Origin of the sequence: Paraburkholderia sediminicola (assembly GCF_046026855.1) — a bacterium.
GTDB classification, from domain to species: domain Bacteria; phylum Pseudomonadota; class Gammaproteobacteria; order Burkholderiales; family Burkholderiaceae; genus Paraburkholderia; species Paraburkholderia sediminicola_A.
In genome coordinates this window covers 56,103-80,799 of sequence record NZ_JAQQET010000030.1, presented here as the reverse complement: position 1 = coordinate 80,799, position 24,697 = coordinate 56,103, and the positions used below count along the sequence as shown (strand labels likewise).

Here is a 24,697-nt window from a genome sequence, read left to right as displayed (position 1 = left end):
TGCGGAGACAGGAGCACGCATTGGACGGCCCGATGCTTACGCAGCGATCAGGTGTCGGCCACGCAGCGGGGTTCGCCTGCCGCGTGACTCACCTCGCCCCGTGTGCTGTCCGTATTCTTTCCTTGCGTTTCCCACTTTAGAAAAAAAGGCGCGAGCATGCGAGCAGATCCATCTGGCTTCACTCATTTTGAAAGCGGGCCTGCCTCGCAGGTTTCGTTTCATGCAGACAAGCGTTCCGGTGCGATTTCCCTCGTCAAGGATCGCGCGAATACCTTAGGTGCGCTCCGGACCGTTGCCAGGTTCATGGGCTCGATAGCGTTGACCATCGCGATGGCGGGGACGCTGACTGCATGTAACGGCGGCCCCACGACGAATCCTTCTACCGGGAACACGCCGGCAAACGATCCCCCGGCTCCAGGCAGCAATCAATCGACAGGACCCGTCGTAAGCCGCGCGCTCGTCATCGATCTCGACGGCGCGACGTACAGTGCAGTGAAAGCCGGCATCGTGGCCGGCACATTGCCGAACCTCGCGAAGTTACAGATACAACTCGCGTACAGCGGTGGCATGTCGGGAACGCTCGGCCAGCAGCCAACGCTCGACACGCCAGGATGGGCAACGCTGCTGACCGGTACGTGGGCGGCGCGTCATCAAGTCATGTCGGACGCTCCTCGACAAACGCCGCACAGTGAAAGCGTGTTCCAGATGGCCAGGGCGTCGAGCACCGGGCTGAACGGTGTTGCGGCTGCATCAAGCGGACTTGCCCAATTGCTTTCGGCGGATCACAGCGCCGGATATCTGGACAGTCTTGCAGACTGCTCCGGAGACGCCACCGCCTCAGACTGCGTGACGAGCCAGGCAGTCCAGATGATCGACAACGGCTATACCACGATAGTCGCGCAGTATCACGCCGTGGAAGATGCCGCGATCGATTACGGACTCGGGGCGTCGCAATACTCGGACACGCTTACGCAACTGGATAAGTCTGTCGGCGCCCTCGTTGCCGAAACCGCGAAAGAACCGAACAGTCAGTGGCTCGTCGTGGTGACGGGCAATCACGGACTGAGCGCGAACAGTCAGGACGACGGATTGCCGCTCGTGCCCGAGTCGACCACCTTTATCGGCTTGAACCAGAGCGCCAACAACGGGTCAGGCACCAACAATGCGGCGGTACCCACTACGCTCAGCGGCCTCTATGCATTCCCCAGCATTGCGGACGTTACGCCGACTTTGCTGGCTTACCTGAACGAAGTGCCGGGCGCCACCAGTTATGCAATGGACGGCGGCGAACTGCTCGGCGTTCAGCCGGTGTCCCAACTGCTCGCCACGGTCAATAACAACAACTCGTCCAGCGCAAGCGTCGCGTTGAACTGGACGGCGCCGGCGAGCGGCACGATCTCCGTATTGCGCGACGGTCGAGTGATTGCTTCGAATCTACCGGCGGGAACGAAGACTTACACCGATAGCCAGCTTGCGCAGGAACTGACGGCGCAGGGAAGTTACCTGCTGAGCTATACGGTGCAGGCGGGCGCGGCGGCGAGCCCGGCTCTACGGTCGACGCTCACGCAGGTGTCGTTCGTGCCACCGGTTCCTCTTGCAACCACGCTCACAAACGGTCTCACCGTCTACTACCCGTTCGGCAGCACGTTGCCTCCGGTCGACCAGATCGGCCACAGCACGCTGGGACCGTACGCAGCCGACCTGCCTGCGGCAGCCGGTTCGGTCGTGGCGGGGCCGCTCGGCAGCGATCATGGGCTGCTCGTGGATACCAACTATGTCGATAGCAACGGCTTCGAGGGCTACCAACTGACCCCTGCATCCGGATTCGACGTTGCACAAGGATCGGCGCCCCAATTCACGATCGGCTTCTGGTTCAAGGTGCAGTCATGTATCGCGTCGAACGACGTGCCGGTCATATCGAATAAAAACTATACAAGTGGCGGCAATGCCGGCATTGCGATCGGCTTGTTCGCCAGCAGCACCGCCAATCAATGTGGCATTGCATTCAACATGGGCTCGGGCGGTCCTCGTGCGGATGGTCCGACGAGCCCGTACACGCAGATTACCGTGGGCCAGTGGATTTACATCGCGCTCTCAGTCGACGGCGTAGCCAAGACGATGAGCATGTATGCGTTGGACCCGATGCTCGGCAAAGCCGAAATCCTTGGCAAGTCAACCGGCACAGTGGACCTGAGCAAGCTGTCGCCGTTTGGCCAATGGGGCGTCGGCGAAGACGGGACGGGCACGTATCTGATGAACAAATGCAACGGCACCGTGACGCCGCCCTACACGGCCGGCAAATGCGCCACCGCACCAACCTATCAGGAGATGTTCGGCGAGTTGGCCATGTGGAATCGCGCGCTGAGTCAGGCCGAAGTGGAGTCCATATTCCTGTCGCAGAAACCGCTGTCTACGCTGCTGCCCAGTCAAGGGGGTTGAAATGAGTGCGCTCCTGTTGCTCAAGCGGTATTGCGCCAGCGCGAGGCACGGTGTGGTTGCGATTGCTGCCGTTGCCTTCGGCGCGTGTCTGGTGATATCCGGCTGTGGTGATGGCGGATCGAGCAATCCGGCGTCGGCAGCCTCAAGCGGTCAACCCGCCAAACAAGCGGCGGACGGGAGCTCGGCACCGTTGGGCGCGGGCGGTGCCGCGAGCGCGGTGCCCATCGTGCTGATGCCCGCGAGCGGCCCGTGTGCGGCTTCGGGCACGACCGCGCTGCAATCGCCACTACTGAATTCGCAAATCGACTGCGCACCTTGAGGCAGGGCCGGCAAGGCCTTTATATCGTGATGCCCCACTTCACTTCGAATCCGTCATGACCAGAATGAATCGCCGCACGTTTCTGCACACCGCCGCAGCCGGAGCCGCGCTCAGCGCGTTTCCTCCCGCTATCCAGCGCGCGCTCGCCATCCCGGCAAACAACGCGACTGGCACCATCAACGATGTGGAACACGTCGTCATCTTCATGCAGGAAAACCGGTCGTTCGACCATTACTTCGGCAACTTGCCGGGCGTGCGAGGCTACAGCGACCGCTTCACGATTCCGATGGCCTCGGGCAATCCCGTTTGGGTTCAGCAGGGGACGTCGGGCACCGTTCAGCCCTATCACCTCGATCCCGCACTGGGAAATGGACTGTACGTGGGGGGTGTGCACACGTGGAGCGACCAGCAGGCCGGATGGGATGGCGGACGCATGTCGGCATGGCCGAAGGCGAAGAACATTGCTGCTTCGATGGGTTATCTGCAGCCCAATGACCTGTCGTTCCACTCGGCGCTTGCCAATGCGTTCACCCTGTGCGATGGGTACCACACGTCGACGCATACCGGCACTTTCCCGAACCGCATCTTTCTCTGGAGTGGCACGAACGGCGCGAACGTCGTCGGCCATGCGGTGACCAGCAACAACAGTTGGGGCTACACCGTTTCAGGCAACACCATCGGCTCGTCGAGTACGGGCCTGCCGTGGACCACGTATCCGGAACGTCTGCAAGCAGCAGGGATCAGCTGGAAGGTCTATCAAAACCCGACCAATAACAGCAACAACAATCAGTTGGGTGCGTTCGCGAGTTACCGCGCGGCGGTTGAAACCATGGCGGCGAAGGGCTATTCAGTCAACACGCCATACTCGTCATCGGTCATGGACCCGATTTCACCGCTGCTCAGGGGTGTTGGAAACACCATGCCGGATGGCGGATATTTACAGGCTTTCGCTGATGACATCGCGGCCGGCACACTGCCGCAGGTCAGCTGGATAGTCGCGCCCGCAGCCTACAGTGAACATCCGATCTTGTCCGTTCCGAACCAGGGCGCCTGGTACATTCAGACTCTGCTCGACATGCTGACGGCCAACCCTGCTATCTGGAGCCGGACAGTCTTGCTCATCCCCTACGATGAAAACGATTGTTTCTTCGATCATGCTCCGCCGCCCGATCCGCCGTGGCGCAACAGCGACGGTACCTACCTTGGCAAGTCCACCGTCGATATATCGAGCGAACATTTCACGATGCCGCATCTGCCATTCGACGCCGACACGACCCCACCGGACGGGCGGCCCTTCGGCGCGGGGGTACGCACGCCGATGCTGGTTGTTTCGCCGTGGAGCGCCGGTGGGTGGGTCAATTCGCAGGTGTTTGATCACACGTCGACACTGCGCTTCCTCGAACAGCGATTCGGGGTAATCGAACAGAACATCAGTCCGTGGCGACGTACAGTATTCGGCGACCTCATGTCGTGCTTCAATTTCAGCAATCCCAACAGCGCCACGCCGACACTCGTTGCCGCGCCGACCAAAGCACAGGCTGACGCAACCTATTCGCAGCAGCAAGCCGCCGCCGGGGTACCTGTGCCCACCGTTGGATCGGTGCCGTTGCCCACGCAGCAACTGATGTCGCGGCCATCGCGCGCGCTGCCGTATCGGCTGCATACCAGCTCGAACGTTGATACGTCAGACGGACTGCTGTGGTTGACATTCAGCAACACGGGTACCCAGGGTGCAGTGTTCCACGTCTACGACAGGTTGAACCTTGCGAACTATCCACGCCGTTACACGGTGGAAGCGGGTAAGGAAATCTCTGATTCCTGGAACCTTGCCACTAACGCACCGGCAGGGCAGTACAGCTTGTGGGTGCTGGGTCCAAATGGCTATCACCGGCTGTTCGAGGGAAATGTCGCAACGGTGGCAAGTGGGCCGAACCCGGAAGTACGTGTCTGCTATGACCATGGCAATAACGCCGTCTATCTGACGATCATGAATGCCGGCAATGCGTCAGCGCAGGTGACCGTTACATCGAACGCGTATCGGATCGACGGTCCATGGGTGTATACGGTTGCTGCCGGGATGCAGGTGGAGCCGTACTGGACACTGTCGCAATCTGGTGGTTGGTACGACTTCACAGTCAGCGCCGGGAATCAGTTCGTGCGCCGGTTTGCAGGGCGTCTCGAAACAGGAAGCGATGGCATTAGCGATCCGGCGATGGGTGTTGCCTGACGCCTGGTTACTCGCGGCGCGCGGGAGATGCTGAGCGGATTGAATGCTGGCAACGACGTATAGCGATACTGACGACTGGAACCGTGTCTTCATTTCAGGGAACACTAGCGATTACAATGGCCAAGCCGTCGACGGCCCCCTGCTGCTTGCGTCTCATTGAATAATGTAGCCGCTACATTATTCAATTGTGATCGCATAAAACGAGACCGGAATTCAATGCAAAAAGATCAAATGAATCCATCGGAACGTATTGACCAGCTGATCGCAGAAATTACGGACTGGCGTGGCAAGACGTTCGCCAGCGTCCGCAAGAGCCTCCTTGAGGCCGACCCGGAGATCATCGAGGAATGGAAGTGGATGGGCAGCCCCGTGTGGTCTCGCGACGGAATGATCGCGGTCGCCAACGCCCACAAGGGGAAGGTAAAGCTGACCTTTGCCCACGGCGCGAGCCTCGCAGATCCTGACAAACTCTTCAACGCAGGCCTCGAAGGTAACGCGAGACGAGCGATCGATTTTTTCGAGGGCGACAAGGTTAATGAGCGTGCTCTGAAAAATCTCGTCCGTGCCGCGATTGACTACAACCAGAAAAATTTGAAGAAGAATGTGTCTGCGAGTACTCGAGCGAAAGTAGCCGCGAAAGTACCCACAAGCAAAAAAGCATGAAGCTAACGCGCCAACCGCTGTGCAAACCGCGATAAACGCGCATCAAGCGTTTGCAACGCGCAGCTTGGTGCGCCGCGAGGTAAGCCGCTACAGCATTGCATCCTTCGGCAACTGTGCATGTGCAAACGCTCGCACATGCGCCACGAACTTCTTCACCAGCAACGAAGGCGGCCGTTGCGACGGCAACAGCACGGAGAAGTCCGTGCCGATCACCGGCTCGAAGCGCCGGAAGACGATATCCGTGCCGCGATACTCAAGCGCCGCGACCGGATCGATAATCGCGATCCCCATACCCGCGGAGACAAAGGCGCAAATGCCCGCGGACGTCTGCGTCTCCACCATCAGCTTGCGCTCAACACCATGCGAGGCGAACAGCGCATCGATCTCATAGCGCGATTGCAAACCGCGCCAGTGAGACACGAACGGCTCGTTGCGCAAATCTTCCGGCACCAGGGTGGTTTTTGCGGCGAGTGGATGGGCTGCCGGCAGTGCGCAGACCATACGCGTCGACATTAATAGTTCGCCGTGCGCAGTCGGCATACTCAACGCGAGAATCACAAAACCGACGTCGCAGCGGTGCTCGACCACCATGTCGAGCACCGTGCGCGACGCATGCGAAGCGAGCGAAATCTCCACCCCCGTATGCATCGCGCTGAACTCGGCAATCGCGCGAGGCAGAAACGATAGCGCCAGCGCCGGCGCACTTGCGATCTGCAGCATGCCGCGCTGCGCTGCGCGAATCTCCTGCGCGGCGCGCTCGATCCGCTCCACGCCGACCAACGAACGTTGGACCTCCTCATGCAGCGCAAACGCCTCCGGCGTCGGCTGCAAACGTCCGTGCGTGCGATCGAACAGCGCAAAGCCGGTGCTCTCCTCCAGATCGCTGACGAGCCGCGTCACGGCGGGCTGCGATACATGCAGCATCGCCGCTGCGCGCGTGACGGTACGGCACACCATGACTGCATTGAACGCTTCCAACTGCCGGATCTTCATGAGGGCTGCCGCTCGAAATGTATAAGTGAATGTTATACGACACAGAAAAAATTCGATTTCACGCTGCTTTTTTTTCTCAATAAGCTAAGTCCACTGCTGGATTCGTGGCGTATTCGCGACACGGCATGACGATAACCTGGTGATATCCCTGATGGAGTTGGCGTGCTACGGGCGCCGCTGAGGAGAAAAAAATGGCTAGACGTTTGAGGTGGGTGCTAGGTGCGGTCGGTGGTCTGGTAGCCGGTTGCGCGTTGCCCGCGTTGGCGACGCCGACGCTGTATCTCGGCTCATACGGTGGGTCCACGCAAGACCTGTTTCAGAAAAAAATCATCCCGGCGTTCGAAGCCAATCACGACGTCAAGATTGTCTACGTGCCCGGCAACTCGACCGATACGCTCGCGAAGCTGCAGGCGCAAAAGTCGAAAGAGGAACTCGATGTCGTGCTGCTGGACGACGGCCCGATGTATCAGGCCACGCAATTCGGCTTCTGCGACAAGCTGCAGGATGCGCCGGTCTACAAGGACGTGTACGACATCGGCAAGATGAACGCGAATGCGACGTCGGTGGGCGTAGTGGCGACCGGTCTCGTCTACAACACGGAAGCCTTCAGGAAGGCCGGCCTGCCGAACCCGGATTCGTGGGAAGCGCTAACCGACAAACGTCTGCGCCAGAAGATCGCGATTCCGCCGATCAACAACACCTACGGCCTGCAAACGCTGCTCACCTACGCGCGGCTGCGCAAAGGCAGCGATCACAACATCGATCCAGGCATGACGGCGCTGGCGAAAGAAGTCGGCCCGAACGTGCTGGCATGGGAACCGTCGCCGGGCAAGATGACGGAGATGTTCCAGAACGGCGACATTACGCTTGCTGTATGGGGCAGCGGCCGCGTTGCGGCGCTGAAGGCCACCGGCTTCCCGGTCGAATTCGTCTACCCGAAAGAGGGCTCCCCCGCGATGTTCACGGCGGTGTGTCCGGTCATCCATAGCGATGTGGCCGCGCTCTCGCAGCAGTTCATTCAGTTCCTGCTGACGCCTCAGGTACAGGCATGGCTCGCCGAAGGACAGGGCTGGGGTCCCGTCAACAAGAACACGAAGCTCACGCCGCAAGTTGCCGCGACCGTGCCGTACACGCCGGAGCAGATTGGCCGGCTGGTGAAGACCGACTGGACTTACGTCAACGAGAATCGTTCTGACTGGACCAACCGCTGGAATCGCACCGTCGAACGGTAAGGCATAACACCATGAGCTTTCTTACTCTGGATGGCCTCGGCAAGGCTTACGGCGAATTCAATGCGGTGGACAGTATCAGCCTGTCGATCGAACGCGGTGAATTCGTTTCGCTGCTCGGTCCATCGGGCTGCGGCAAGACCACGACGCTGCAGATGGTCGCGGGTTTCGTCGACCCGACCCGTGGCCGCATTCTGCTGAACGGCGTCGATATCACGCGTGAGCGGCCGGAAAAACGCGGCATGGGCATCGTGTTCCAGAGCTACGCGCTGTTTCCGCACATGACGGTCGGCAACAACGTCGGCTTTGGTCTCGAGATGCGCAACGTGACACGCGGCGAACGCGCCACGCGTGTTGCCGAAGTACTCGAGATGGTGCGGCTCACTGGCCTCGACAAGCGCTATCCGCGTGAACTGTCGGGTGGACAGCGGCAGCGAGTCGCGATTGCCCGTGCGCTGGCGATCCGTCCGCAAGTGCTGTTGCTGGACGAACCGATGTCGAATCTCGACGCGAAGCTGCGCGAAGACATGCACGTGGAACTGCGTGCGATCCAGAAGAAGCTCGGCATTACGACGATCCTCGTCACGCACGATCAGGTCGAAGCGATGACGATGAGCGACCGCATCGCGGTCATGCATGGCGGCCGCATCGTGCAAACCGGCTCACCGTTCGATGCCTACGAAAAGCCGGAGTCGGTGTTCGCTTCCGGTTTCCTCGGCAAGACGAACGCATTGCGCGGCACCGTCGAGCAGATGAACGACCGTTGCGCGGTGGTGCGAGTCGGCGCCAGCGTGATGAAGGTGCCGCATGGCGGCCGCCGCTTCGAGGGCGACGTGCAACTGTATGTGCGGCCCGAACGCGTGGCGCTGACCGATTCGTCCGCAGCCGATGCGGCGCTGCAAGGCCGCGTGACGACCTGTCTGTTCCTCGGCAACCACTGGATGCTGCAGATCGAGACGCCGCTTGGCACGGTGCGTGCGAGCCTGCCGAATCTCGGCACCACGCCGCCGCGCGAAGGCGAAACGGTGGGCGTGCACTGGCCCGACGACGCCATGCGTATTCTCGCGGAGACCGCCCATGGCTGATTCCTCGCATTCCCCAATGCCGGCGCCGGTTCAAGCCGCATCACGGTCGAACGCTGAGCGGGCCAACGCTGCGCCCTGGCTGCTCGCGGGTCCCGCACTGCTGCTGTTCTGCGGACTGTTGCTCGTGCCATTGCTGCTGACGGCCGTGCTGTCCTTCCACGCGTTCGACGGTACCCGAGGCGTGTTGCCGACCTTCACGCTGTCGAACTACGTGGAAGTGCTGAGCGACGGCTACTACCACGAGATCTTTCTACGCACGGGCGGTATGGCGCTCGCGGTGACACTGCTATGCGTGGTGCTCGGCGTACCGGAGACCATCATTCTCGCGCGCATGAAAAGCCCGTGGCGCTCGATCTTCCTGATTGTGATTCTGGGTCCGCTGCTGATTTCAGTGGTGGTGCGCACGCTCGGCTGGGCGATCCTGCTGGGCAATAACGGACTGCTCAACGACGCCTTGCAAGCGCTCGGCATCACCAGCGAACCGATCAAGCTGGTCTTCACGATGACCGGGGTGATCATTGGTCTCACGCACGTTCTGGTTCCGTTCATGGTGATCGCCGTGTGGGCCACGCTGCAAAAACTCGATCTGCAAATCGAAAATGCCGCGCGTTCGCTCGGTGCGCAACCGTTCGCGGTGTTTCGCCGGGTGGTGTTGCCGCAGTTGCTGCCGGGCGTGCTGTCCGGTTCGATCATCGTGTTCGCGCTGGCGGCGTCCGCGTTCGCCACGCCGGCGCTGCTCGGCGGCCGCCGTCTGAAGGTCGCCGCCACCGCGGCTTACGACGAATTCCTCAACACGCTGAACTGGCCGCTCGGCGCGACCATCGCGGTGCTGCTGCTGATTGCGAATATCGTCATTATTCTGGGCTGCAATCGTTGGATCGAGCGCCGCTTCCGCGCGGTTTTCGAGGGCTGACGTCATGCGCAAAAACAACTGGCTCGCGCTGTGTTATCACACGCTCTTCGTGCTTTTCATCGTCGCACCGCTGCTGGTGGTGATCGCCGTGTCGTTCACCGACAAGGGCTATATTTCGATGCCCACCACCGGGCTGTCGCTGCGCTGGTTCCGCGCGATCGCTGACGCGCCGGACATTATCGACGCGTTCTGGCTCTCGCTGCGCCTCGGTCTCGCTTCGGCAAGCGTAGCAGTGCTGTTCGCGGTGCCGAGCGCGTTGGCACTGACGCGCTATCGTTTTCCCGGCCGCGGTGCCTTGTCAGCATTCTTCCTGTCGCCGCTGATGATTCCGAACGTGGTGCTCGGCGTAGCGTTTCTGCGTTTCTTCAACACAGCGGGCATGTCGGGCTCGTTCTTCTGGCTCACGCTTACGCACGTCACGGTGATCTTCCCGTATGCGCTGCGTTTGACGCTGGCTGCGGCCACAGGCCTCGATCGTGACGCGGAACGCGCGGCGCTCTCGCTCGGCGCGAAACGCTTTACCACCTTTCGTCGCGTGATTCTGCCGATGATCCTGCCCGGCGTTGCGGCAGGCTGGATGCTCGCCTTTATCCAGAGCTTCGACGAATTGACGATGACCGTATTCGTTGCGACGCCCGGCACCACGACGTTGCCGGTGGCGATGTACAACCAGATCGCGCAAACCATCGATCCGCTCGTCGCTTCTGTGTCGACCGTGCTGATCGTCGGCACCGCGATTCTGATGGTGGTGATGGACCGCATTGTCGGCCTCGATCGCGTGCTGATCGGCAAAACCTGAAACAGATGATGAACTCTTCCGATGTACTGGTGATCGGTGGCGGCCTGGTGGGTACGGCCGTCGCCTATGGACTTGCCCGTGAGGGGCTGAAGGTCGGCGTACTCGACGAAGGCGACGACGCATTTCGGGCTTCTCGCGGCAACTTCGGCCTCGTGTGGGTACAGGGCAAAGGCTATGGCATGTCGCCGTACGCGACATGGACACGCGGTTCGGCGACCCGGTGGCCGATGCTGTGCGAATTCCTGCTCAACGAAACCGATATCGACGTGCAACTGCTGCAACCCGGCGGCTTCCATTTCTGCTTCAGCGAAACGGAATGGCAGGAACGCGCCGCGCGTCTGCAGGCAATCCGCGACGATCTGAACAGCGACTATCCGTTCGAGATGATCGACCACGCCGAATTGAAACGACGGCTGCCCGGCATCGGCCCCCAGGTGATCGGCGCGAGCTATTCGCCAATGGATGGCCATGTGAATCCGCTCAAGTTGCTGCGCGCGTTGCATACCGCGTGCGGCAAATGGGGCGTGACGATGACCCCGGGCGTCCGCGCGCAGCGTATCGAACGCGATGGCAGCGGTTTTGTCGTCGACACGGGTGGGCAGCGTTTTCATGCGGGACGTGTGGTGCTGGCTGCGGGACTCGGCAATCGGGCCCTGGCGCAGCAAGTGGGCATTCACGCGCCGGTCGCGCCGAATCGCGGGCAGGTGCTGATCGCCGAGCGTGTCGCGCATTTCCTCGATTTCCCCACCACCTACGTGCGGCAGACCGACGAAGGCACCGTGCAGATCGGCGATTCGATGGAAGACGTCGGCTTCAACGACGGTGTGACCGCCGACGTCGTGAGTCACATCGCGTGGCGCGGTGTGCGCAGTTTCCCCGCATTGGGCGAAGTGAAGCTGGTGCGCGCATGGGGTGCATTACGCGTGATGAGCCCTGACGGCTTTCCGATTTATCAGCAATCGGCCACTTGTCCAGGCGCGTACGTCGTGACCTGCCATAGCGGCGTCACGCTGGCGGCCGCACATGTACTGCGGGTCGCGCCGTGGATTGCGAAAGACCTCGCGCCAGCCGGCATTGAACATTTCTCCGGCGAGCGCTTCTCGCAGACCGACAAGGTATTCACACATGGTCACTGACAGTCTTTTCAAGGTGCTGCCCGCAGAGGCCAACGGCGGCACAACCGGTACCGTCAGCATTTCGTTCGACGGAAAGGCACTCCGGGTACCACTCGGCGCGAGTGTTGCCGCAGCCTTGCTCGCGGCCGGGGTCGAGCGTTTTCGCACGACGCCGGTGAGCGGCGCGGCCCGCGCGCCGTATTGCATGATGGGCGTGTGCTTCGAATGCCTCGTCGAAATCGACGGCGTAGCGAACCGGCAGAGTTGTCTTGTGCCGGTGGCCGAAGGCATGACGATCCGTTCGCAACTCGGTATGCGCGAACTGAACGACTTCATTACGTTGGCAGGAGGCACGCGCGATGAACGCTAATTACGTCGATCTGGTGATCGTCGGCGCGGGGCCGGCGGGCATGACCGCCGCAACCGTCGCCGCGCAACGCGGTCTGAGCGTGACCGTGCTCGACGAACAAGGCGCGCCCGGCGGGCAAATCTATCGCGCGATCACGCAGACCAATACGCGGCGTCTGAACATTCTCGGTCCGGACTATGCCGCGGGCAGTGAACTGGCACGCGCCTTTGCCGCGAGCGGTGCGAAGCACGAACGCGGCGCTTCGGTATGGCAGGTGACGACTGAGCGCAGCATCGATTACGTGCAGGACGGCGTGGTGAAGTCGTTGCAAGCCGGTTCGATCATTCTTTGCAGTGGCGCGATGGAGCGGCCGTTTCCGATTCCGGGCTGGACGCTGCCGGGCGTGCTGACGGCCGGCGCTGCGCAGATTCTGCTGAAGAGCGCCGAAGTCGTGCCGTCGCAACCGGTCGTGCTGGCGGGCTGCGGGCCACTGCTGTATCTGCTCGGCTGGCAATATCTGCGCGCGGGTGTGCCAATCCGTGCCATCGTCGATACGACCACGAGTGCCGACTATCGTCGTGCACTTGCGCATCTGGGCGGCGCGCTGAAGGGTTGGCGGCAACTCGCGAAAGGGCTGAAGCTGATGCGCGCGTTGAAACGCGCCGGTGTGCCGTTTCACCAAGGTGCGACGGACCTCGCGCTCGAAGGCACGGACGCGCTCACCGCGGTCCGCTTCGCCGTCGACGGCAATGCGCAGCGCATTCCCACCGAGGTCGTGCTGCTGCACCAGGGCGTTGTGCCGAATACGCAGATCAGCTGGTCGTTGCGCGCGCAACATAAGTGGGACGATACACAGCTGTGCTGGGTACCCGTTATCGACGCATGGGGCGAACTCGACGTACCCGGCATCTATGTCGCGGGCGACAGCCGCGGCATTGGCGGCGCGCAGGCTGCAGCGGAACAGGGCCGCCTCGCGGCGCTGGAGGTCTTGCATCAGAGCGGCCGCATCGACCGCGTAACGCGTGACTCATTGGCCGCACCGGTGCAACGGGCATTGCGCGAGACGTTGCATATCCGTCCGTTTCTCGATGCGCTCTATCGGCCGAAGGATGCGAATCGTATTCCTGCGGACGAGGTCACCATTTGCCGCTGCGAGGAGGTGACCGCGGGACAGTTGCGAGACTTCGTGAAACTCGGCTGCCTTGGCCCGAATCAGGCGAAGTCGTTCGGCCGTTGCGGCATGGGGCCGTGTCAGGGCCGTCTTTGCGGACTGACGGTTACCGAGGTGATTGCGGATGCACGGGGCGTGTCGCCCGCCGAGGTCGGTTACTACCGCGTGCGTCCACCAATCAAGCCCGTCACGCTCGCTGAACTCGCGGCGGCGCACGACGCGGCGCTGCAGCGAGCGGCGCAACCGGCCGCTACGTCCGCCGAAGCCCACGACACTGCCACGCGATGAACAGCGCGATCGCAACTGCGGGCGCCGATGTTGTGGTGATCGGCGGTGGCTTGCATGGCTTGTCGAGCGCGCTGCATCTGGCGCGGCGAGGCGCCAGCGTGGTCGTGCTGGAGAGCGACGTGTGCGGCCGCCATGCATCGGGTGTCAATGCGGGTGGCGTGCGTACGCTCGGACGCCACGATGCCGAGATTGCGCTGTCGCTGGCTTCGCGTGACCTGTGGTTCAGACTGGCCGAACTGATCGGCGACGATGCCGGTTTCGTGCCGTCCGGTCAGTTGAAAGTGGCCGAGACCGAGGCGGAACTGTCGGCGTGCCGTGCACGCGTCGCGCATCTGCAGACGCTCGGCTTCATGCATGAAGTCATGGTCGATGCCGGTACCGTTCGGGACCTCGTGCCGAGTCTTGCGCGCCACGTCGTGGGCGGTGTCTGGGTCGAGCACGACGGCCATGCGTTGCCGTTTCGGGCGGTCACAGCATTTCGGCTGGCGGCGCAGCAAGCGGGCGTCGAGATTCATGAGCAGTGCGCGGTCCGCGAAATCGCGCGCCGCGACGGACAATGGGATATCGAAACAGCAAGCGGACAGTGGCGCGCGCCGCACGTCGTCAACGCAGCAGGCGCGTGGGCCGGCGAATTCGCACGGCAAGCGGGCGAGCCGGTGCAGATTGAACCGCGCGGGTTGATGCTGATGGTGACACAGGCCGTGCCGCCTTTCGTCAAACCGGTGCTTGGCGCAACGGGGCGCCCGCTGTCGTTCAAACAGTTCAGCAACGGCACGGTCGTGATCGGCGGTGCGCTCGAATGCACCGCTGATATGAGCGCACGGCAATGCGCCCTCGATTTTCGGCAGTTGGGCAAAAGTGCACGCACAGTCACTGATCTGTTTCCGCACTTGCAACATGTTGTGGTCAACCGTGCATGGGCCGGTATCGAAGGTTTCATGCCCGATGGTATTCCGGTGATTTCCCGCAGCAGCACGCATGACGGTCTTGTGCATGCGTTCGGTTTCTCCGCGCATGGATTCGAGCTTGGACCGGTTGTCGGCAGCGTGGTAGCCGAGCTGGTGTGCGATGGACGTAGCACGCACGACATCGACGCATTCCGGATTGGCCGCTTCACGGCAGCGGCGCATGCCCAGTTCGAGACGCATTAGGTCTCTTCATTTTTTCAACCAACTCAAGAAATAGACAATGAGCGATATTCAACGTTTCGAAACCAATCCGCGCCTCTCGCGCATCGTGATTCATAACGGCACGGTGTACGTTGCCGGCCTGACGGCGACCTCGCGCGACGGCGACGCGAAGGCGCAAACCGAGGAGATTCTGAGCAAGCTGGACGGGCATCTGAAAACTGCGGGTACCGATAAAACGCGTCTGTTGTCCGTACAGATCTGGGTGGCCGATATCGCTCGCGATTTCGGTCCGATGAATGCCGCGTGGGAAGCCTGGGTGCCGGCCGATGCGACGCCGGCGCGTGCGACTTGCGAAGCTGCGTTGGCATCGCCGGATATCCGCGTCGAAGTGATCGTGACCGCGGCGCTGTAAGCGTATGGCTTGAATTCTGTGGAGCGCGCGCTGGGGGTAGCGGTTGCGCGCTTTCTAATTTGATTGCAACGGCATTTTGCTAGCGAACTTTTCGCTGGGTCGATTATGTAAATAACCACAGACCAATTTGATCAGCTCTTCCTTGAGTATGGGCGAATCAAGTTCCCCGCTCCGGGCAGCGGCGTGAACCACGCCTTCGACAGCTGCAGCGAGCACTCGCCCGGCCATGTCGTCGCGTGCCTTATCGCGTGTCTTTGAACTTGATTCGATGACAGCGCGATAGCGACGCTGATATTCCCTTTCAAAGTCACTGGAATTCGAGCGTGAAGCCAGAGGGACTTCATTGAGCAGAATGCGGTGCAACACATGATTGACCGAGTGCACAGCAATGACACCATCAATCAGGCAAACGACACGTTCATCGAGCGTCTCCGGCTCGCTCCCTTCCCCCGCTATGGATAACGCATCAAGCACGGAGCCGAGATGGCGCTGACGAATCATCTCGGCGAGCGCGAGCTTGTCAGCGAAGTATTGATAGAGCGATCCAACACTGACGCCAGCAACCGCGGCGACTTCGTTCGTCGTGAAATCCACCCAGCCCCGGGTCGCCAGAACGCGAATAGCCGCATCAATAATGGTGTCTACCATCACTCGGGAACGCTGCTGCCGCGGTGGTTTCCGCAAGATCGCCGGTTGTCGGGAAACGCGAGTATTCAAAATTGTGTCTCCGAGTCAGAATGCGAATAGCAACTCGCATAATACAGAGATCAACCCATCCCTCTACGAGAATCCACATGAGTGCGCAGACGCTTTTGATTTCCCTGTTCGAATACAAGGCATGGGCTGATCAAGGTCTCATTGCCGGGTTGACCCGGCTTGGCACGTTATCGTCCGAGGTCGAGTACCGCACGGCAGTTGGCATCTTCAATCATGCCCATATTGTTGATCGTATTTTCGGTGCCAATCTTCAGTGCGAGAAGCACACCTATTCCCGGACCGATTCCGACGACGTACCGAACCTGGAAGATCTGTTCAACGCCATCAGGGACATGGATCGCTGGTATGTCCAGTATGTTACGCACCTGCGCGATGCCGATCTCATGAAAGCGATCGCATTTTCCTTCACGGACGGGACACCAGGGCAGATGTCGCGCGAGGAAATGCTCGGGCACGTCGTTACACATGGCGGATACCATCGCGGTGAAATCGGGCGAATCCTTACCCAACTCACAGGGTCGTCACCACGTGACACCTTTACCGGCTTCCTTCACGAAGTGGACCCCGCACGCAGCCGTTGATCAGATAGACCCGGCCACGTGGTACAGGCTCATCTGACACGCCGCCGTACTTACACGCTGCGTCTAATGGAGCTGTATGAGCGGCCGCTGCGCATTATCGTTCTGCCGCCGCAACAACTTACCCCTTAAACTCAACCGAAACAAACACCTTCTTACACGGCTCAACCACTTCCCACGTCCCCCTAAACCCTGCCGGAATCAGAAACCGGTCACCAGCTCGCACAGTCTTAGCTGTCCCATCCGCATCGCGAATCACGGACACGCCTTCAAGAATCTCGCAGTACTCACTCTCGGTGAAGTTCACTGTCCATTGACCACAAGCGCCCTCCCAAACTCCCGCCGCAAGCTGCCCGCACGGACTGGCAAAATGCGTATGAACCGTTTGCAAAGGATCGCCGGCAAGAACCGCTTCCGCCTTCGGCATGTACTCAAGACTTTCCTTGGCAGGCTGTGCAAAATCTACGATGTTCAAAATGCTCATAATGGTTCGAATGCAAACAGAGTTAAAAATCAAGGCTTCAAAAAGGGCGTAGCGCACACACCCACTGCATGCGCCACGCTCAAAAGGAGACACCTACCCGCAGCAGACCACAACAGCTAAACCGAATTCAAGTCCCCGACTTCAACTGCGCCCACAGTCGGTTCTCAAGCCGCATGATCGGCGCAGGTTGCGGCCGCATCAGCGTCATTTTGTTCAGCACAGCCTCAGGCGGATACACATTCGCATCCTGCTCGATAGCCGGCGTCACAAACTGCCGCGCGACCCGATTCGCAGTCGGATAGAAAACTTCGTTGGTAATCGCCGCACTCACCTTCGGGTCTTCGATGTAGTTCATCCACTTCATCGCCGCTTCCGGATGCGGGGCATCTTTCGGAATTGCCATCACGTCCATCCAGATGAGACCCGCATCCTTGATGTTCGAGAACCGCACTTCGTACGAGCGCTTGGCTTCCGATGCGCGACGCCGTGCGATCCCAACGTCGCCGGAATAACCCAACGCCACGCAGATATCGTTGTTCGCCAGATCGTTGATATAGCCGGAGGAATTGAATTGCGTGATATACGGTCGCACTTTCTTCAGCATTTCATACGCTGCCTGGTAGTCGCCAGGATTAGTGCTGTTCGGGTCCTTGTGCATGTACTGAAGCGCGGCCGGGAAAACGTCCGCCGCCGCGTCGAGGAAAGACACGCCGCAGCTTTTCAGCTTCGAAAGATTCGCCGGGTCGAACACCAGCGACCAGCTATCGAGAGGCGCATCCGCGCCGAGTGCTTTTTTCACGGACTGGACGTTATAGCCGACACCGTCTGTGCCCCACGCCCAGGGCACGCCGTATTGATTGCCAGGATCCGCATCGGCAATCAGCTTCATCAAACCAGGATCGAGATTCGCGAGATTCGGCATTTTCGACTTGTCGATCTTCTGATATACACCGGCTTCGATCTGGCGCGCCATATAGCTCGATGTGGGCACCACGATGTCATACCCCGAGCTGCCTGCAAGCAGTTTCGCCTGCAGCGTGTCGTCGCTATCGTAGCTGTCGTATTTCACCGTGATGCCGGATTGTTTTTCGAAGCCGGAAATCGTGTCTTTGGCAATGTAGTCCGACCAGTTGTAGACGTTGATCGTCGTGTCCGCTGCGTGTGCAGCGTTCATTGCGGTTAACGCGGTCAGCGAGCACAGCATCGTGCCGGTGAGCGAGAGAAGCTTGGCATGACGGATCTTCATTCGACTATCTCCTTGGTTTCAATCTTCAGTTTTCGCCGCAGCACGGGCACAGATACACGAGCGTGACGACCCGCACGTCCATATGTCTCGCACGAATACGGACGAGAAAGAGACGTGACGCCGCCTGCCACGGCGCAAGCGCACAGCAGAGCAAAAAGGAACGTAGATAGGCGAGCGCTATAGGCCGGCCAACGCTAGCAAGACAACTTGCAAAGCGCGGACAGGAAAATGCATTGCAGGCATTAAACCGCTAAAAGAACGGTCCATTGCATGCAACACTTGCTCGCGAAAAGAGACGGGGACTAAGGCAGAAGCGACGCGATTTCGTCAGTTCGCACGCCGATGGCTGCGGGCGCTGCAATGACGTTGTGCCGGCGGACGGAGCGACGCGACAACACGGTATCGATGGACAGGGGGCGGGATGGCGAAGCGCAGTTGCTCCCCTGATGAGCGATCGAACAGCCGGACAGGAATGTTCTTTCCCGACCAGGCTGGTATCTCACCAATGGACCACGGACTTTCACGATGGAACCCGAAGCGATGTTGAGTAGAAGTCCTCGCTGATGCAGATCGACCGCGCTGCGAGAACCACCAAACTTCCGCCTTAGGATATATGAGCCATTATTTTCGTCAAAGGATTTTCTGACATTGCGCGGTCATTGTCGTTCACGGTGGAACGCGTTCATGCGAGCGCATGCTTCAACAAGCATGGCTCGCATCGAACTACGCAACGGCAGACAACGGCAGCGTTTTACTGACCGTCCATTGGCGCGGGTTGAACCGGAGTCGCAGCGGGTGCGGTAGCGCCGGTTTGCGACGACCCGTTCGCCGAAGAACCATAGCCGGTGTCATGCTGTGCGGCTACGCGCGCTTCAGCTGCCTGAATGTCCGCGGGGTAGGTAGAGTCAGTTGCAACGGCGGGGTTGTAGCCGGCCTGTTCAATCTGGACCAGTTGCGCCCGGACCTCAGCGCGGGTCAGCGGTTGCTCCGACTGTGCGAACGAAGCCACCGGGGCTGCGAGAACAACCACCAGTGCGACTGCTTTGATCAGTGATTTCATGATGCTTCCCTCCGAGAATTGTTTTATGGCGCCGCAACAAGTGTTCGGCGACCTATGGAGGGATTCTAGGAAGCAGGTGATCCAGGGCAAACCCCTAAACGGGTAATTCAGTCTTGCAGCAAACGATAAGTCGGCGTTATGTAATGAGCTTCGTAAGATATGAAAAATCGTTTCAGACTCCAGAACGTACGCCCACTCGATACGCCGTCACCTGCCGGTATGCGCTGCCCGGCCGTACGATGACCTGCTCCTGCGCAGCCATATTGACTTCGTTCGGAAAGCCGCCCGCTTCGAGGCAAAGTCCGGCGTGCGGCTGGTAGGCGATACCGTTGCGTCCCGGGTCGCCATTCAGCGAATTACCGGTATAGAACTGTAAGCCATGCTGATCAGTCGACACGGTTAATTCGCGCCCGCTACCGGGGTCATATGCGCAAGCAACCCGCCGTACTTGCGGCGCGCGGTCGGCCGTCGTGGCGTCAGCCGTGTCGCGCAGCACATAGCAGTGATCGAAGCCGCCCGCCCTCGCGAGCTGCGCATGCGGCCAATCGAGCCGTGCGCCGATCGGCGCGCTCTGCCGGAAGTCGAACGCATTGCCTGCTACTTCGGCAAGCTCGCAAGGAATCATCGACGCATCGACTTCGAAGAACCGGTCGGCGTCGATCGACAACACATGTCCGCGAATGTCTGCACCCTGCCGGCCCGTCAGGTTGAAATAGGGATGGCTCGTCAGGTTGAGCGGCGTTGCTGCGTCCGTGATGGCTTCATAGGTGATCATCAAGGTGCCGTCGTCGTCGAGCGTGTAACGCACTTGCACCGTTACGTTGCCCGGGAAGCCGGCGTCGCCTTCGGGCGACTCCAGGCGCATGACCAGCGCGCCGTTGTCTTCACTCACGTCCCATAGCGCGCGATGAAAACCCTGCGTGCCGCCATGCAGCAGATTCGCGCCTTCGTTGCGATCGAGCGTGTACTCGATGCCGTCGAGCGTGAAGCGCGCATCGGCAATGCGGTTTGCCCATCGGCCGATCAGTCCGCCCATGTAAGTTGTGGCCGCCATATATTCGGCGGGCGTGTCGTGGCCGAGCAGAATATCGCCGAGGCGACCCGCGCGGTCCGGTGCGTGCCACGAGACCAGCGTCGCGCCCAGGTCGCTGATGGCGACTTTCATGCCGTGCGGATTGCGCAGCGTGAAGAGCCGCACACGATCGCCGCCGGGCAGTGTGCCCCATGGCTCAGAAGAAAGAGGTGCAATGCTGATCATGTCGTCGGTGGGAATAGAAAATGAAAGGCATGCTCAGCCGGGCGCTGCCGTCGAGTTCACACGGTCCTGGTATTCGCGCGGTGTACAGCCGAGTTCACGGCGAAACACCGCGTACATATATTGCAGCGACGTGAAGCCACAACGGATCGCGACCTCAGCGCTCGACGCATCGCGCCTGGCAAGCAGCGCTTTCGCGACATCGAGTTTGTGGCGCAGAATTTCCTGATGCACGGTGCACTGTCGTTCGCGTCGGAAGTACTCTTCGAGCGACGAACGCGATACACCCACATAATCGGCAACCTGTTCGGTGCGAATGCCCTGACACGCGTACTGGCGGATGAAGTGCCGTGCGCGCATCACATACGGGCTTGCCAGCGGCTGATGCTTCGTCGATTCGAGCACATTAATGCCGACTGGCGGCACGAGAATGCGCCTCCCGGGGAAACGCGCCCCGTGCAGCATCTGATGCAGCAAGTGAGCGGCCGTACGGCCCATTTCCTCAGTGCCTTGAATTACGGAGGAAAGCGGGATACGAGTCAACGTACGTGTGAGCGGGTCGTTGTCGATGCCGATGATCGCTACTTCTTCAGGCACGGGGATACCCGCGATTAAACAGGCTTGCAACAGATGCCGCGCGCGGGCGTCGGTCACGGCGATGATGCCGACTGGCTTCGGCAATTGGCTCAGCCACGCGGTGAGTTGCTCGGTTGCCTGATTCCATGAAGGTGCGCTGGTCGACAGGCCGCGGTAGATTTCGGTGCCGATCTGTTCGGCGCTGTGACCGTCCGCGCTGCGCAGATGAGCGAACGCCAGCTCACGTTGCTGCGCCCAGCGATTTTCCTGCGCTTGCGGAAGGCTATACAACGCGAAGTGCTCGAGTCCCGCGCCAATCAGATGCGTGTAGGCGAGCGAAACGAGCTTGGCGTTATCGGTTGCGATATAGGGTAAGTCCGGAGGGTAGTGCGCGGGATCTTCGAACGATGAACCAACCGCCACGACCGGCAACGGACAATCCCGCAGCGCTTCGCCCACAGCGGGATCGTCGAAATCCGCGATGATGCCGTCGCCGTCGAAACGCTCGATACCCGTCAGCCGGCAGCGGAAATCTTCTTCGAGAAAGAGATCCCAGGCCACGCGCGTCGACAGGAGGTAATTGCCGATACCGGTGATGATCTCGCGGTCGTAGACCTTGTTCGCGTTGAACAGCAGCGCGATCCGGTGGGTCGTCTGTGGTGTTTGCGGACGGGTCATGGCAGTGAGCGTTGTGCGGATCGTTGGACTCGCAACGCTGTCGTCTCCTGTTTAGGTGCGCTTCGAAGGCAGCACTGTTTTTTAAGCGTCTGGTTATTCTAGGCCGCGAACCTCGCGCCCGTGTGAAACAAACGCATGGGCGGTAAGAAACATCAAGCACGCTGCGCAATTTCGCAATTGCCGATGCATCGGGCAAGCGGCAGCATGGCGTCACCTTGTCGACCGGCGCGGCGACGTCGCGCGGGTTGCAGTGCAGCATGGGGTCTGAGTTAGCGCTAAAGCGCTAACTCAGACCGAAATACGGTGTATGGGACCGGAGTAGTGCTAAAGCACTAACTCCGGTCGACACAGGAGACGCTGATGTCCTACTTCGAACACATTCCCGAGATCCGCTACGAAGGCCCGCAATCGGATAACCCGCTTGCGTACCGCCATTACGACAAGAGAAAACGCGTGCTCGGCAAGACACTCGAAGAACATCTGCGCATCGCAGTGTGCTACTGGCATACGTTCGTGTGGCCGGGCGTCGATATCTTCGGTCAAGGGACGTTTCGGCGTCCCTGGCAGCAAGCCGGCGACGCAATGGAGCGGGCACAGCAAAAGGCGGACTGCGCTTTCGAGTTTTTTTCGAAGCTCGGTACGCCGTATTACACGTTTCACGACACTGACGTCGCGCCGGAAGGCGACAGCCTGAAGACCTATAGCGAGAACTTCACGCGCATCTCCGATTATCTGGCGCGCAAGCAGCAGGATACTGGCATAAAACTCTTGTGGGGCACGGCCAATCTGTTCTCGCATCCGCGTTACGCGGCAGGCGCGGCGACCAGTCCCGATCCGGAGATTTTCGCGTTTGCCGCGACGCAGGTTCGTCACGCGCTCGACGCGACGCAACGGCTCGGCGGCGAGAATTATGTGTTGTGGGGCGGCCGTGAAGGCTATGACACGTTGCTCAATACCGATCTCGTTCGTGAACGCGACCAGCTCGCGCGTTTCCTGAACATGGTCGTCGAACACAAGCACAAGACCGGCTTCAAAGGTGCATTGCTGATCGAACCGAAGCCGCAGGAGCCGACCAAGCATCAGTACGACTACGACGTGGCGACCGTCCACGGTTTCCTGCTGCAGTACGGGCTGGAGAAGGAAATTCGCGTGAACATCGAGGCCAATCACGCGACGCTTGCCGGCCACTCGTTTCATCACGAAATCGCTACAGCGTATGCACTCGGTATTTTCGGCAGCGTCGACGCGAATCGCGGCGATCAGCAAAACGGCTGGGATACAGACCAGTTTCCGAACAGCGTCGAAGAACTGACGCTGGCCTTCTACGAAATTCTCAAGCATGGCGGCTTCACCACCGGCGGCATGAACTTCGACGCAAAAGTACGGCGGCAGAGCGTCGACGCGGACGATCTGTTTTTCGGCCACATCGGTGCAATTGATAACCTCGCGCTCGCTGTCGAACGTGCAGCGACGCTGATCGAAAATGACCGGCTCGAACAGTTCAAACGTCAGCGTTACGCGGGCTGGGAGTCGGAGTTCGGCCGCAAGATTCTGACAGGCGACTATTCGCTCTCAACGCTGGCCACGGATGCATTGACGCGCGGCCTGAATCCACAGCATGCGAGCGGCCGGCAGGAGCAACTTGAAAACGTCGTGAATCAGGCGATTTATAGCAGGCGCTAAAAGAGCACCGCGAAGTAAAACCCGCAGAAAAGCGGGCAGCAATACATAAAAAATCGCGCGGCCACGCTGACCGCGCGAATCAGAAAAAGCTTTGGGTTGTCGCTTGTCCGGTTCTGTGGCTCGCAGCGCAGACCGTCCAATCCGGTATTCCGGCTATCAGAACAAGGAGTGAGACATGAAATTTGCAACGCGTCGTACTGTGCTGAGTTCGTTCGTGTGTGGAGCGGTGCTCGCCAGCCTGTCACTTGTGGCGCCGCTCGCGCACGCAAGCAAGGACCACCCGGAAATCGGGTTCTGTATCGACGATCTGCGTGTCGAACGCTGGTCGCGCGATCGTGACTATTTCGTCGCAGCAGCAGAAAAGCTCGGCGCCAAGGTATCGGTGCAATCCGCCGATGCGAGTGAAGAGCGACAGATCGCACAAATCGAAAACCTGATCTCGCGTGGCGTGGACGTGATCGTGATCGTACCGTTCAATTCGAAGACACTCGGCAACGTGGTTGCCGAAGCCAAGAAGGCGGGCATCAAGGTCGTCTCGTATGACCGGCTGATTCTCGACGCCGATGTCGATGCCTATATCTCGTTCGACAACGAGAAGGTCGGAGAACTTCAGGCGCAAGGTGTCTACAACGCTCAACCGAAGGGCAACTATTTCCTCCTCGGTGGTGCGCCAACCGACAACAACGCGAAGATGCTGCGCGAAGGCCAGCTAAAAGTGTTGAAGCCGGCAATGGACAAGGGCGATATCAAGGTCGTCGGTCAGCAGTGGGTGCCGGAGTGGAGCGCATCGACGGCGCTGCGCATCGTTGAAGATACACTCACGGCGAACAACAACAAGATCGACGCAATCGTTGCCTCGAACGATGGCACCGCGGGTGGCGCGATCCAGGCGCTCGCCGCACAACACATGGCTGGCAAAGTACCGGTGTCGGGGCAAGATGCCGATCTGGCGGCAGTGAAACGCGTGATCGCCGGCACGCAGACAATGACCGTGTACAAACCGCTGAAACTGATCGCAGGCGAAGCGGCGAAACTCTCTGTTGCGCTTGCGAGAGGCGAGAGGCCGGCCTTTAATGCGCAATACGACAACGGCAAGAAGAAGGTCGACACGGTGCTCCTGCAACCCACGTTGCTCACCAAGAGCAACGTCGACGTGGTCGTCAAGGACGGTTTCTATACCCAGGCCCAGCTCGCGAGCCAATGAGCGTAACGTGTGTGCGGTAAAAGCCGACGTGCCTGATATGCATCAGGCACGTCGGCTTCACTTCGCACCTTGCAGCGAGGCATA

Annotated in this window: 23 protein-coding genes; 16 read left to right on the top strand and 7 right to left on the bottom strand. The window is 60.2% G+C overall.

All coding sequences use genetic code 11. From position 1 onward, the window contains the following. Window positions 1-156 precede the first annotated feature (156 nt). The 4 genes from PQR40_RS28325 to PQR40_RS28310 all read left to right on the top strand — a co-directional run bounded on the left by PQR40_RS28325 (window position 157) and on the right by PQR40_RS28310 (window position 5,648). The gene (locus tag PQR40_RS28325; RefSeq protein ID WP_408510314.1) at window positions 157-2,439 is read left to right on the top strand and encodes an alkaline phosphatase family protein; all 2,283 of its coding nucleotides are present in this window, start codon (window positions 157-159) and stop codon (window positions 2,437-2,439) included. Window position 2,440: 1 nt separating this feature from the next. Next, window positions 2,441-2,758, top strand: a complete 318-nt coding sequence (locus PQR40_RS28320) for a hypothetical protein (protein WP_408238674.1) — start codon at window positions 2,441-2,443, stop codon at window positions 2,756-2,758. A gap of 55 nt (window positions 2,759-2,813) precedes the next feature. Further along, window positions 2,814-4,985 carry a phosphocholine-specific phospholipase C gene (locus tag PQR40_RS28315; protein WP_408238671.1) on the top strand — a complete coding sequence of 724 codons (2,172 nt, stop codon included), beginning with the start codon at window positions 2,814-2,816 and terminating at the stop codon, window positions 4,983-4,985. A 231-nt stretch (window positions 4,986-5,216) separates the two neighbouring features. Further along, entirely contained in the window at window positions 5,217-5,648 is a 432-nt protein-coding gene (locus PQR40_RS28310; protein WP_408238722.1) for a DUF1801 domain-containing protein, read from the top strand. Window positions 5,649-5,735: 87 nt separating this feature from the next. Here the strand turns inward: PQR40_RS28310 and PQR40_RS28305 are convergent, their stop codons facing one another. Then, window positions 5,736-6,641 carry a LysR substrate-binding domain-containing protein gene (locus tag PQR40_RS28305; protein WP_408238668.1) on the bottom strand — a complete coding sequence of 302 codons (906 nt, stop codon included), beginning with the start codon at window positions 6,639-6,641 and terminating at the stop codon, window positions 5,736-5,738. A gap of 191 nt (window positions 6,642-6,832) precedes the next feature. Here PQR40_RS28305 and PQR40_RS28300 point away from each other — a divergent pair, with 191 nt between their 5' ends. The 9 genes from PQR40_RS28300 to PQR40_RS28260 are packed head-to-tail and all read left to right on the top strand — an operon-like array spanning window position 6,833 to window position 15,132. After that, window positions 6,833-7,873, top strand: a complete 1,041-nt coding sequence (locus tag PQR40_RS28300; RefSeq protein ID WP_408510313.1) for an ABC transporter substrate-binding protein — start codon at window positions 6,833-6,835, stop codon at window positions 7,871-7,873. A gap of 11 nt (window positions 7,874-7,884) precedes the next feature. Beyond that, on the top strand, window positions 7,885-8,955 hold the full coding sequence (locus PQR40_RS28295) for an ABC transporter ATP-binding protein (RefSeq protein WP_408238662.1): 1,071 nt from the start codon (window positions 7,885-7,887) through the stop codon (window positions 8,953-8,955). 16 nt (window positions 8,956-8,971) lie between these two features. After that, entirely contained in the window at window positions 8,972-9,868 is an 897-nt protein-coding gene (locus PQR40_RS28290) for an ABC transporter permease (RefSeq protein WP_408510330.1), read from the top strand. 4 nt (window positions 9,869-9,872) lie between these two features. Then, window positions 9,873-10,667 carry an ABC transporter permease gene (locus tag PQR40_RS28285; RefSeq protein ID WP_408238656.1) on the top strand — a complete coding sequence of 265 codons (795 nt, stop codon included), beginning with the start codon at window positions 9,873-9,875 and terminating at the stop codon, window positions 10,665-10,667. Window positions 10,668-10,675: 8 nt separating this feature from the next. Next, complete coding sequence (locus tag PQR40_RS28280; protein ID WP_408510329.1) at window positions 10,676-11,803, top strand: NAD(P)/FAD-dependent oxidoreductase; 1,128 nt, start codon at window positions 10,676-10,678, stop codon at window positions 11,801-11,803. Further along, the gene (locus PQR40_RS28275) at window positions 11,793-12,152 is read left to right on the top strand and encodes a (2Fe-2S)-binding protein (protein ID WP_408238653.1); all 360 of its coding nucleotides are present in this window, start codon (window positions 11,793-11,795) and stop codon (window positions 12,150-12,152) included. Before PQR40_RS28280 ends, PQR40_RS28275 begins: the two co-directional genes overlap by 11 nt. Beyond that, a complete protein-coding gene (locus tag PQR40_RS28270; RefSeq protein WP_408510312.1) occupies window positions 12,142-13,590 on the top strand; it encodes an FAD-dependent oxidoreductase in 1,449 nt (482 codons plus the stop codon). The genes PQR40_RS28275 and PQR40_RS28270 overlap by 11 nt, the downstream gene beginning before the upstream one ends. After that, the gene (locus tag PQR40_RS28265; protein ID WP_408339831.1) at window positions 13,587-14,741 is read left to right on the top strand and encodes an NAD(P)/FAD-dependent oxidoreductase; all 1,155 of its coding nucleotides are present in this window, start codon (window positions 13,587-13,589) and stop codon (window positions 14,739-14,741) included. Before PQR40_RS28270 ends, PQR40_RS28265 begins: the two co-directional genes overlap by 4 nt. Before the next feature lie 37 nt (window positions 14,742-14,778). Next, window positions 14,779-15,132, top strand: a complete 354-nt coding sequence (locus PQR40_RS28260; RefSeq protein ID WP_408207899.1) for a RidA family protein — start codon at window positions 14,779-14,781, stop codon at window positions 15,130-15,132. A 54-nt stretch (window positions 15,133-15,186) separates the two neighbouring features. Here PQR40_RS28260 and PQR40_RS28255 read toward each other — a convergent pair whose 3' ends face one another. Beyond that, on the bottom strand, window positions 15,187-15,780 hold the full coding sequence (locus tag PQR40_RS28255) for a TetR/AcrR family transcriptional regulator (RefSeq protein ID WP_408510311.1): 594 nt from the start codon (window positions 15,778-15,780) through the stop codon (window positions 15,187-15,189). 146 nt (window positions 15,781-15,926) lie between these two features. On the opposite strand from PQR40_RS28255, the gene PQR40_RS28250 reads away from it, so the two are divergent. Continuing rightward, on the top strand, window positions 15,927-16,430 hold the full coding sequence (locus PQR40_RS28250) for a DinB family protein (protein ID WP_408238641.1): 504 nt from the start codon (window positions 15,927-15,929) through the stop codon (window positions 16,428-16,430). A 118-nt stretch (window positions 16,431-16,548) separates the two neighbouring features. Here PQR40_RS28250 and PQR40_RS28245 read toward each other — a convergent pair whose 3' ends face one another. From PQR40_RS28245 to PQR40_RS28225, 5 genes are all read right to left on the bottom strand, one after another. Then, entirely contained in the window at window positions 16,549-16,968 is a 420-nt protein-coding gene (locus PQR40_RS28245; protein ID WP_408393196.1) for a cupin domain-containing protein, read from the bottom strand. Window positions 16,969-17,038: 70 nt separating this feature from the next. After that, window positions 17,039-18,115: a polyamine ABC transporter substrate-binding protein gene (locus PQR40_RS28240; protein WP_408238716.1), complete on the bottom strand. Its 1,077-nt coding sequence runs from the start codon at window positions 18,113-18,115 to the stop codon at window positions 17,039-17,041. A gap of 793 nt (window positions 18,116-18,908) precedes the next feature. Next, window positions 18,909-19,217: a DUF4148 domain-containing protein gene (locus PQR40_RS28235; protein WP_408510310.1), complete on the bottom strand. Its 309-nt coding sequence runs from the start codon at window positions 19,215-19,217 to the stop codon at window positions 18,909-18,911. 172 nt (window positions 19,218-19,389) lie between these two features. Next, the gene (locus tag PQR40_RS28230; protein WP_408510309.1) at window positions 19,390-20,475 is read right to left on the bottom strand and encodes an aldose epimerase family protein; all 1,086 of its coding nucleotides are present in this window, start codon (window positions 20,473-20,475) and stop codon (window positions 19,390-19,392) included. A gap of 33 nt (window positions 20,476-20,508) precedes the next feature. Further along, window positions 20,509-21,726, bottom strand: a complete 1,218-nt coding sequence (locus PQR40_RS28225; RefSeq protein ID WP_408238629.1) for a XylR family transcriptional regulator — start codon at window positions 21,724-21,726, stop codon at window positions 20,509-20,511. 360 nt (window positions 21,727-22,086) lie between these two features. Here PQR40_RS28225 and xylA point away from each other — a divergent pair, with 360 nt between their 5' ends. Beyond that, a complete protein-coding gene (gene xylA / locus PQR40_RS28220; protein ID WP_408510308.1) occupies window positions 22,087-23,409 on the top strand; it encodes a xylose isomerase in 1,323 nt (440 codons plus the stop codon). Between the two features lie 175 nt (window positions 23,410-23,584). Continuing rightward, on the top strand, window positions 23,585-24,613 hold the full coding sequence (xylF, locus tag PQR40_RS28215; protein WP_408510307.1) for a D-xylose ABC transporter substrate-binding protein: 1,029 nt from the start codon (window positions 23,585-23,587) through the stop codon (window positions 24,611-24,613). The last annotated feature ends 84 nt before the right edge of the window (window positions 24,614-24,697 follow it).

Bases quoted from the DNA above. Each gene is read 5' to 3' on its own strand.
- PQR40_RS28325 (WP_408510314.1), top strand. From the start codon at position 157: ATGCGAGCAGATCCATCTGGCTTCACTCATTTTGAAAGCGGGCCTGCC.
- PQR40_RS28320 (WP_408238674.1), top strand. From the start codon at position 2,441: ATGAGTGCGCTCCTGTTGCTCAAGCGGTATTGCGCCAGCGCGAGGCAC.
- PQR40_RS28315 (WP_408238671.1), top strand. From the start codon at position 2,814: ATGACCAGAATGAATCGCCGCACGTTTCTGCACACCGCCGCAGCCGGA.
- PQR40_RS28310 (WP_408238722.1), top strand. From the start codon at position 5,217: ATGAATCCATCGGAACGTATTGACCAGCTGATCGCAGAAATTACGGAC.
- PQR40_RS28305 (WP_408238668.1), bottom strand. From the start codon at position 6,641: ATGAAGATCCGGCAGTTGGAAGCGTTCAATGCAGTCATGGTGTGCCGT.
- PQR40_RS28300 (WP_408510313.1), top strand. From the start codon at position 6,833: ATGGCTAGACGTTTGAGGTGGGTGCTAGGTGCGGTCGGTGGTCTGGTA.
- PQR40_RS28295 (WP_408238662.1), top strand. From the start codon at position 7,885: ATGAGCTTTCTTACTCTGGATGGCCTCGGCAAGGCTTACGGCGAATTC.
- PQR40_RS28290 (WP_408510330.1), top strand. From the start codon at position 8,972: ATGCCGGCGCCGGTTCAAGCCGCATCACGGTCGAACGCTGAGCGGGCC.
- PQR40_RS28285 (WP_408238656.1), top strand. From the start codon at position 9,873: ATGCGCAAAAACAACTGGCTCGCGCTGTGTTATCACACGCTCTTCGTG.
- PQR40_RS28280 (WP_408510329.1), top strand. From the start codon at position 10,676: ATGAACTCTTCCGATGTACTGGTGATCGGTGGCGGCCTGGTGGGTACG.
- PQR40_RS28275 (WP_408238653.1), top strand. From the start codon at position 11,793: ATGGTCACTGACAGTCTTTTCAAGGTGCTGCCCGCAGAGGCCAACGGC.
- PQR40_RS28270 (WP_408510312.1), top strand. From the start codon at position 12,142: ATGAACGCTAATTACGTCGATCTGGTGATCGTCGGCGCGGGGCCGGCG.
- PQR40_RS28265 (WP_408339831.1), top strand. From the start codon at position 13,587: ATGAACAGCGCGATCGCAACTGCGGGCGCCGATGTTGTGGTGATCGGC.
- PQR40_RS28260 (WP_408207899.1), top strand. From the start codon at position 14,779: ATGAGCGATATTCAACGTTTCGAAACCAATCCGCGCCTCTCGCGCATC.
- PQR40_RS28255 (WP_408510311.1), bottom strand. From the start codon at position 15,780: ATGGTAGACACCATTATTGATGCGGCTATTCGCGTTCTGGCGACCCGG.
- PQR40_RS28250 (WP_408238641.1), top strand. From the start codon at position 15,927: ATGAGTGCGCAGACGCTTTTGATTTCCCTGTTCGAATACAAGGCATGG.
- PQR40_RS28240 (WP_408238716.1), bottom strand. From the start codon at position 18,115: ATGCTGTGCTCGCTGACCGCGTTAACCGCAATGAACGCTGCACACGCA.
- PQR40_RS28235 (WP_408510310.1), bottom strand. From the start codon at position 19,217: ATGAAATCACTGATCAAAGCAGTCGCACTGGTGGTTGTTCTCGCAGCC.
- PQR40_RS28230 (WP_408510309.1), bottom strand. From the start codon at position 20,475: ATGATCAGCATTGCACCTCTTTCTTCTGAGCCATGGGGCACACTGCCC.
- PQR40_RS28225 (WP_408238629.1), bottom strand. From the start codon at position 21,726: ATGACCCGTCCGCAAACACCACAGACGACCCACCGGATCGCGCTGCTG.
- xylA (WP_408510308.1), top strand. From the start codon at position 22,087: ATGTCCTACTTCGAACACATTCCCGAGATCCGCTACGAAGGCCCGCAA.
- xylF (WP_408510307.1), top strand. From the start codon at position 23,585: ATGAAATTTGCAACGCGTCGTACTGTGCTGAGTTCGTTCGTGTGTGGA.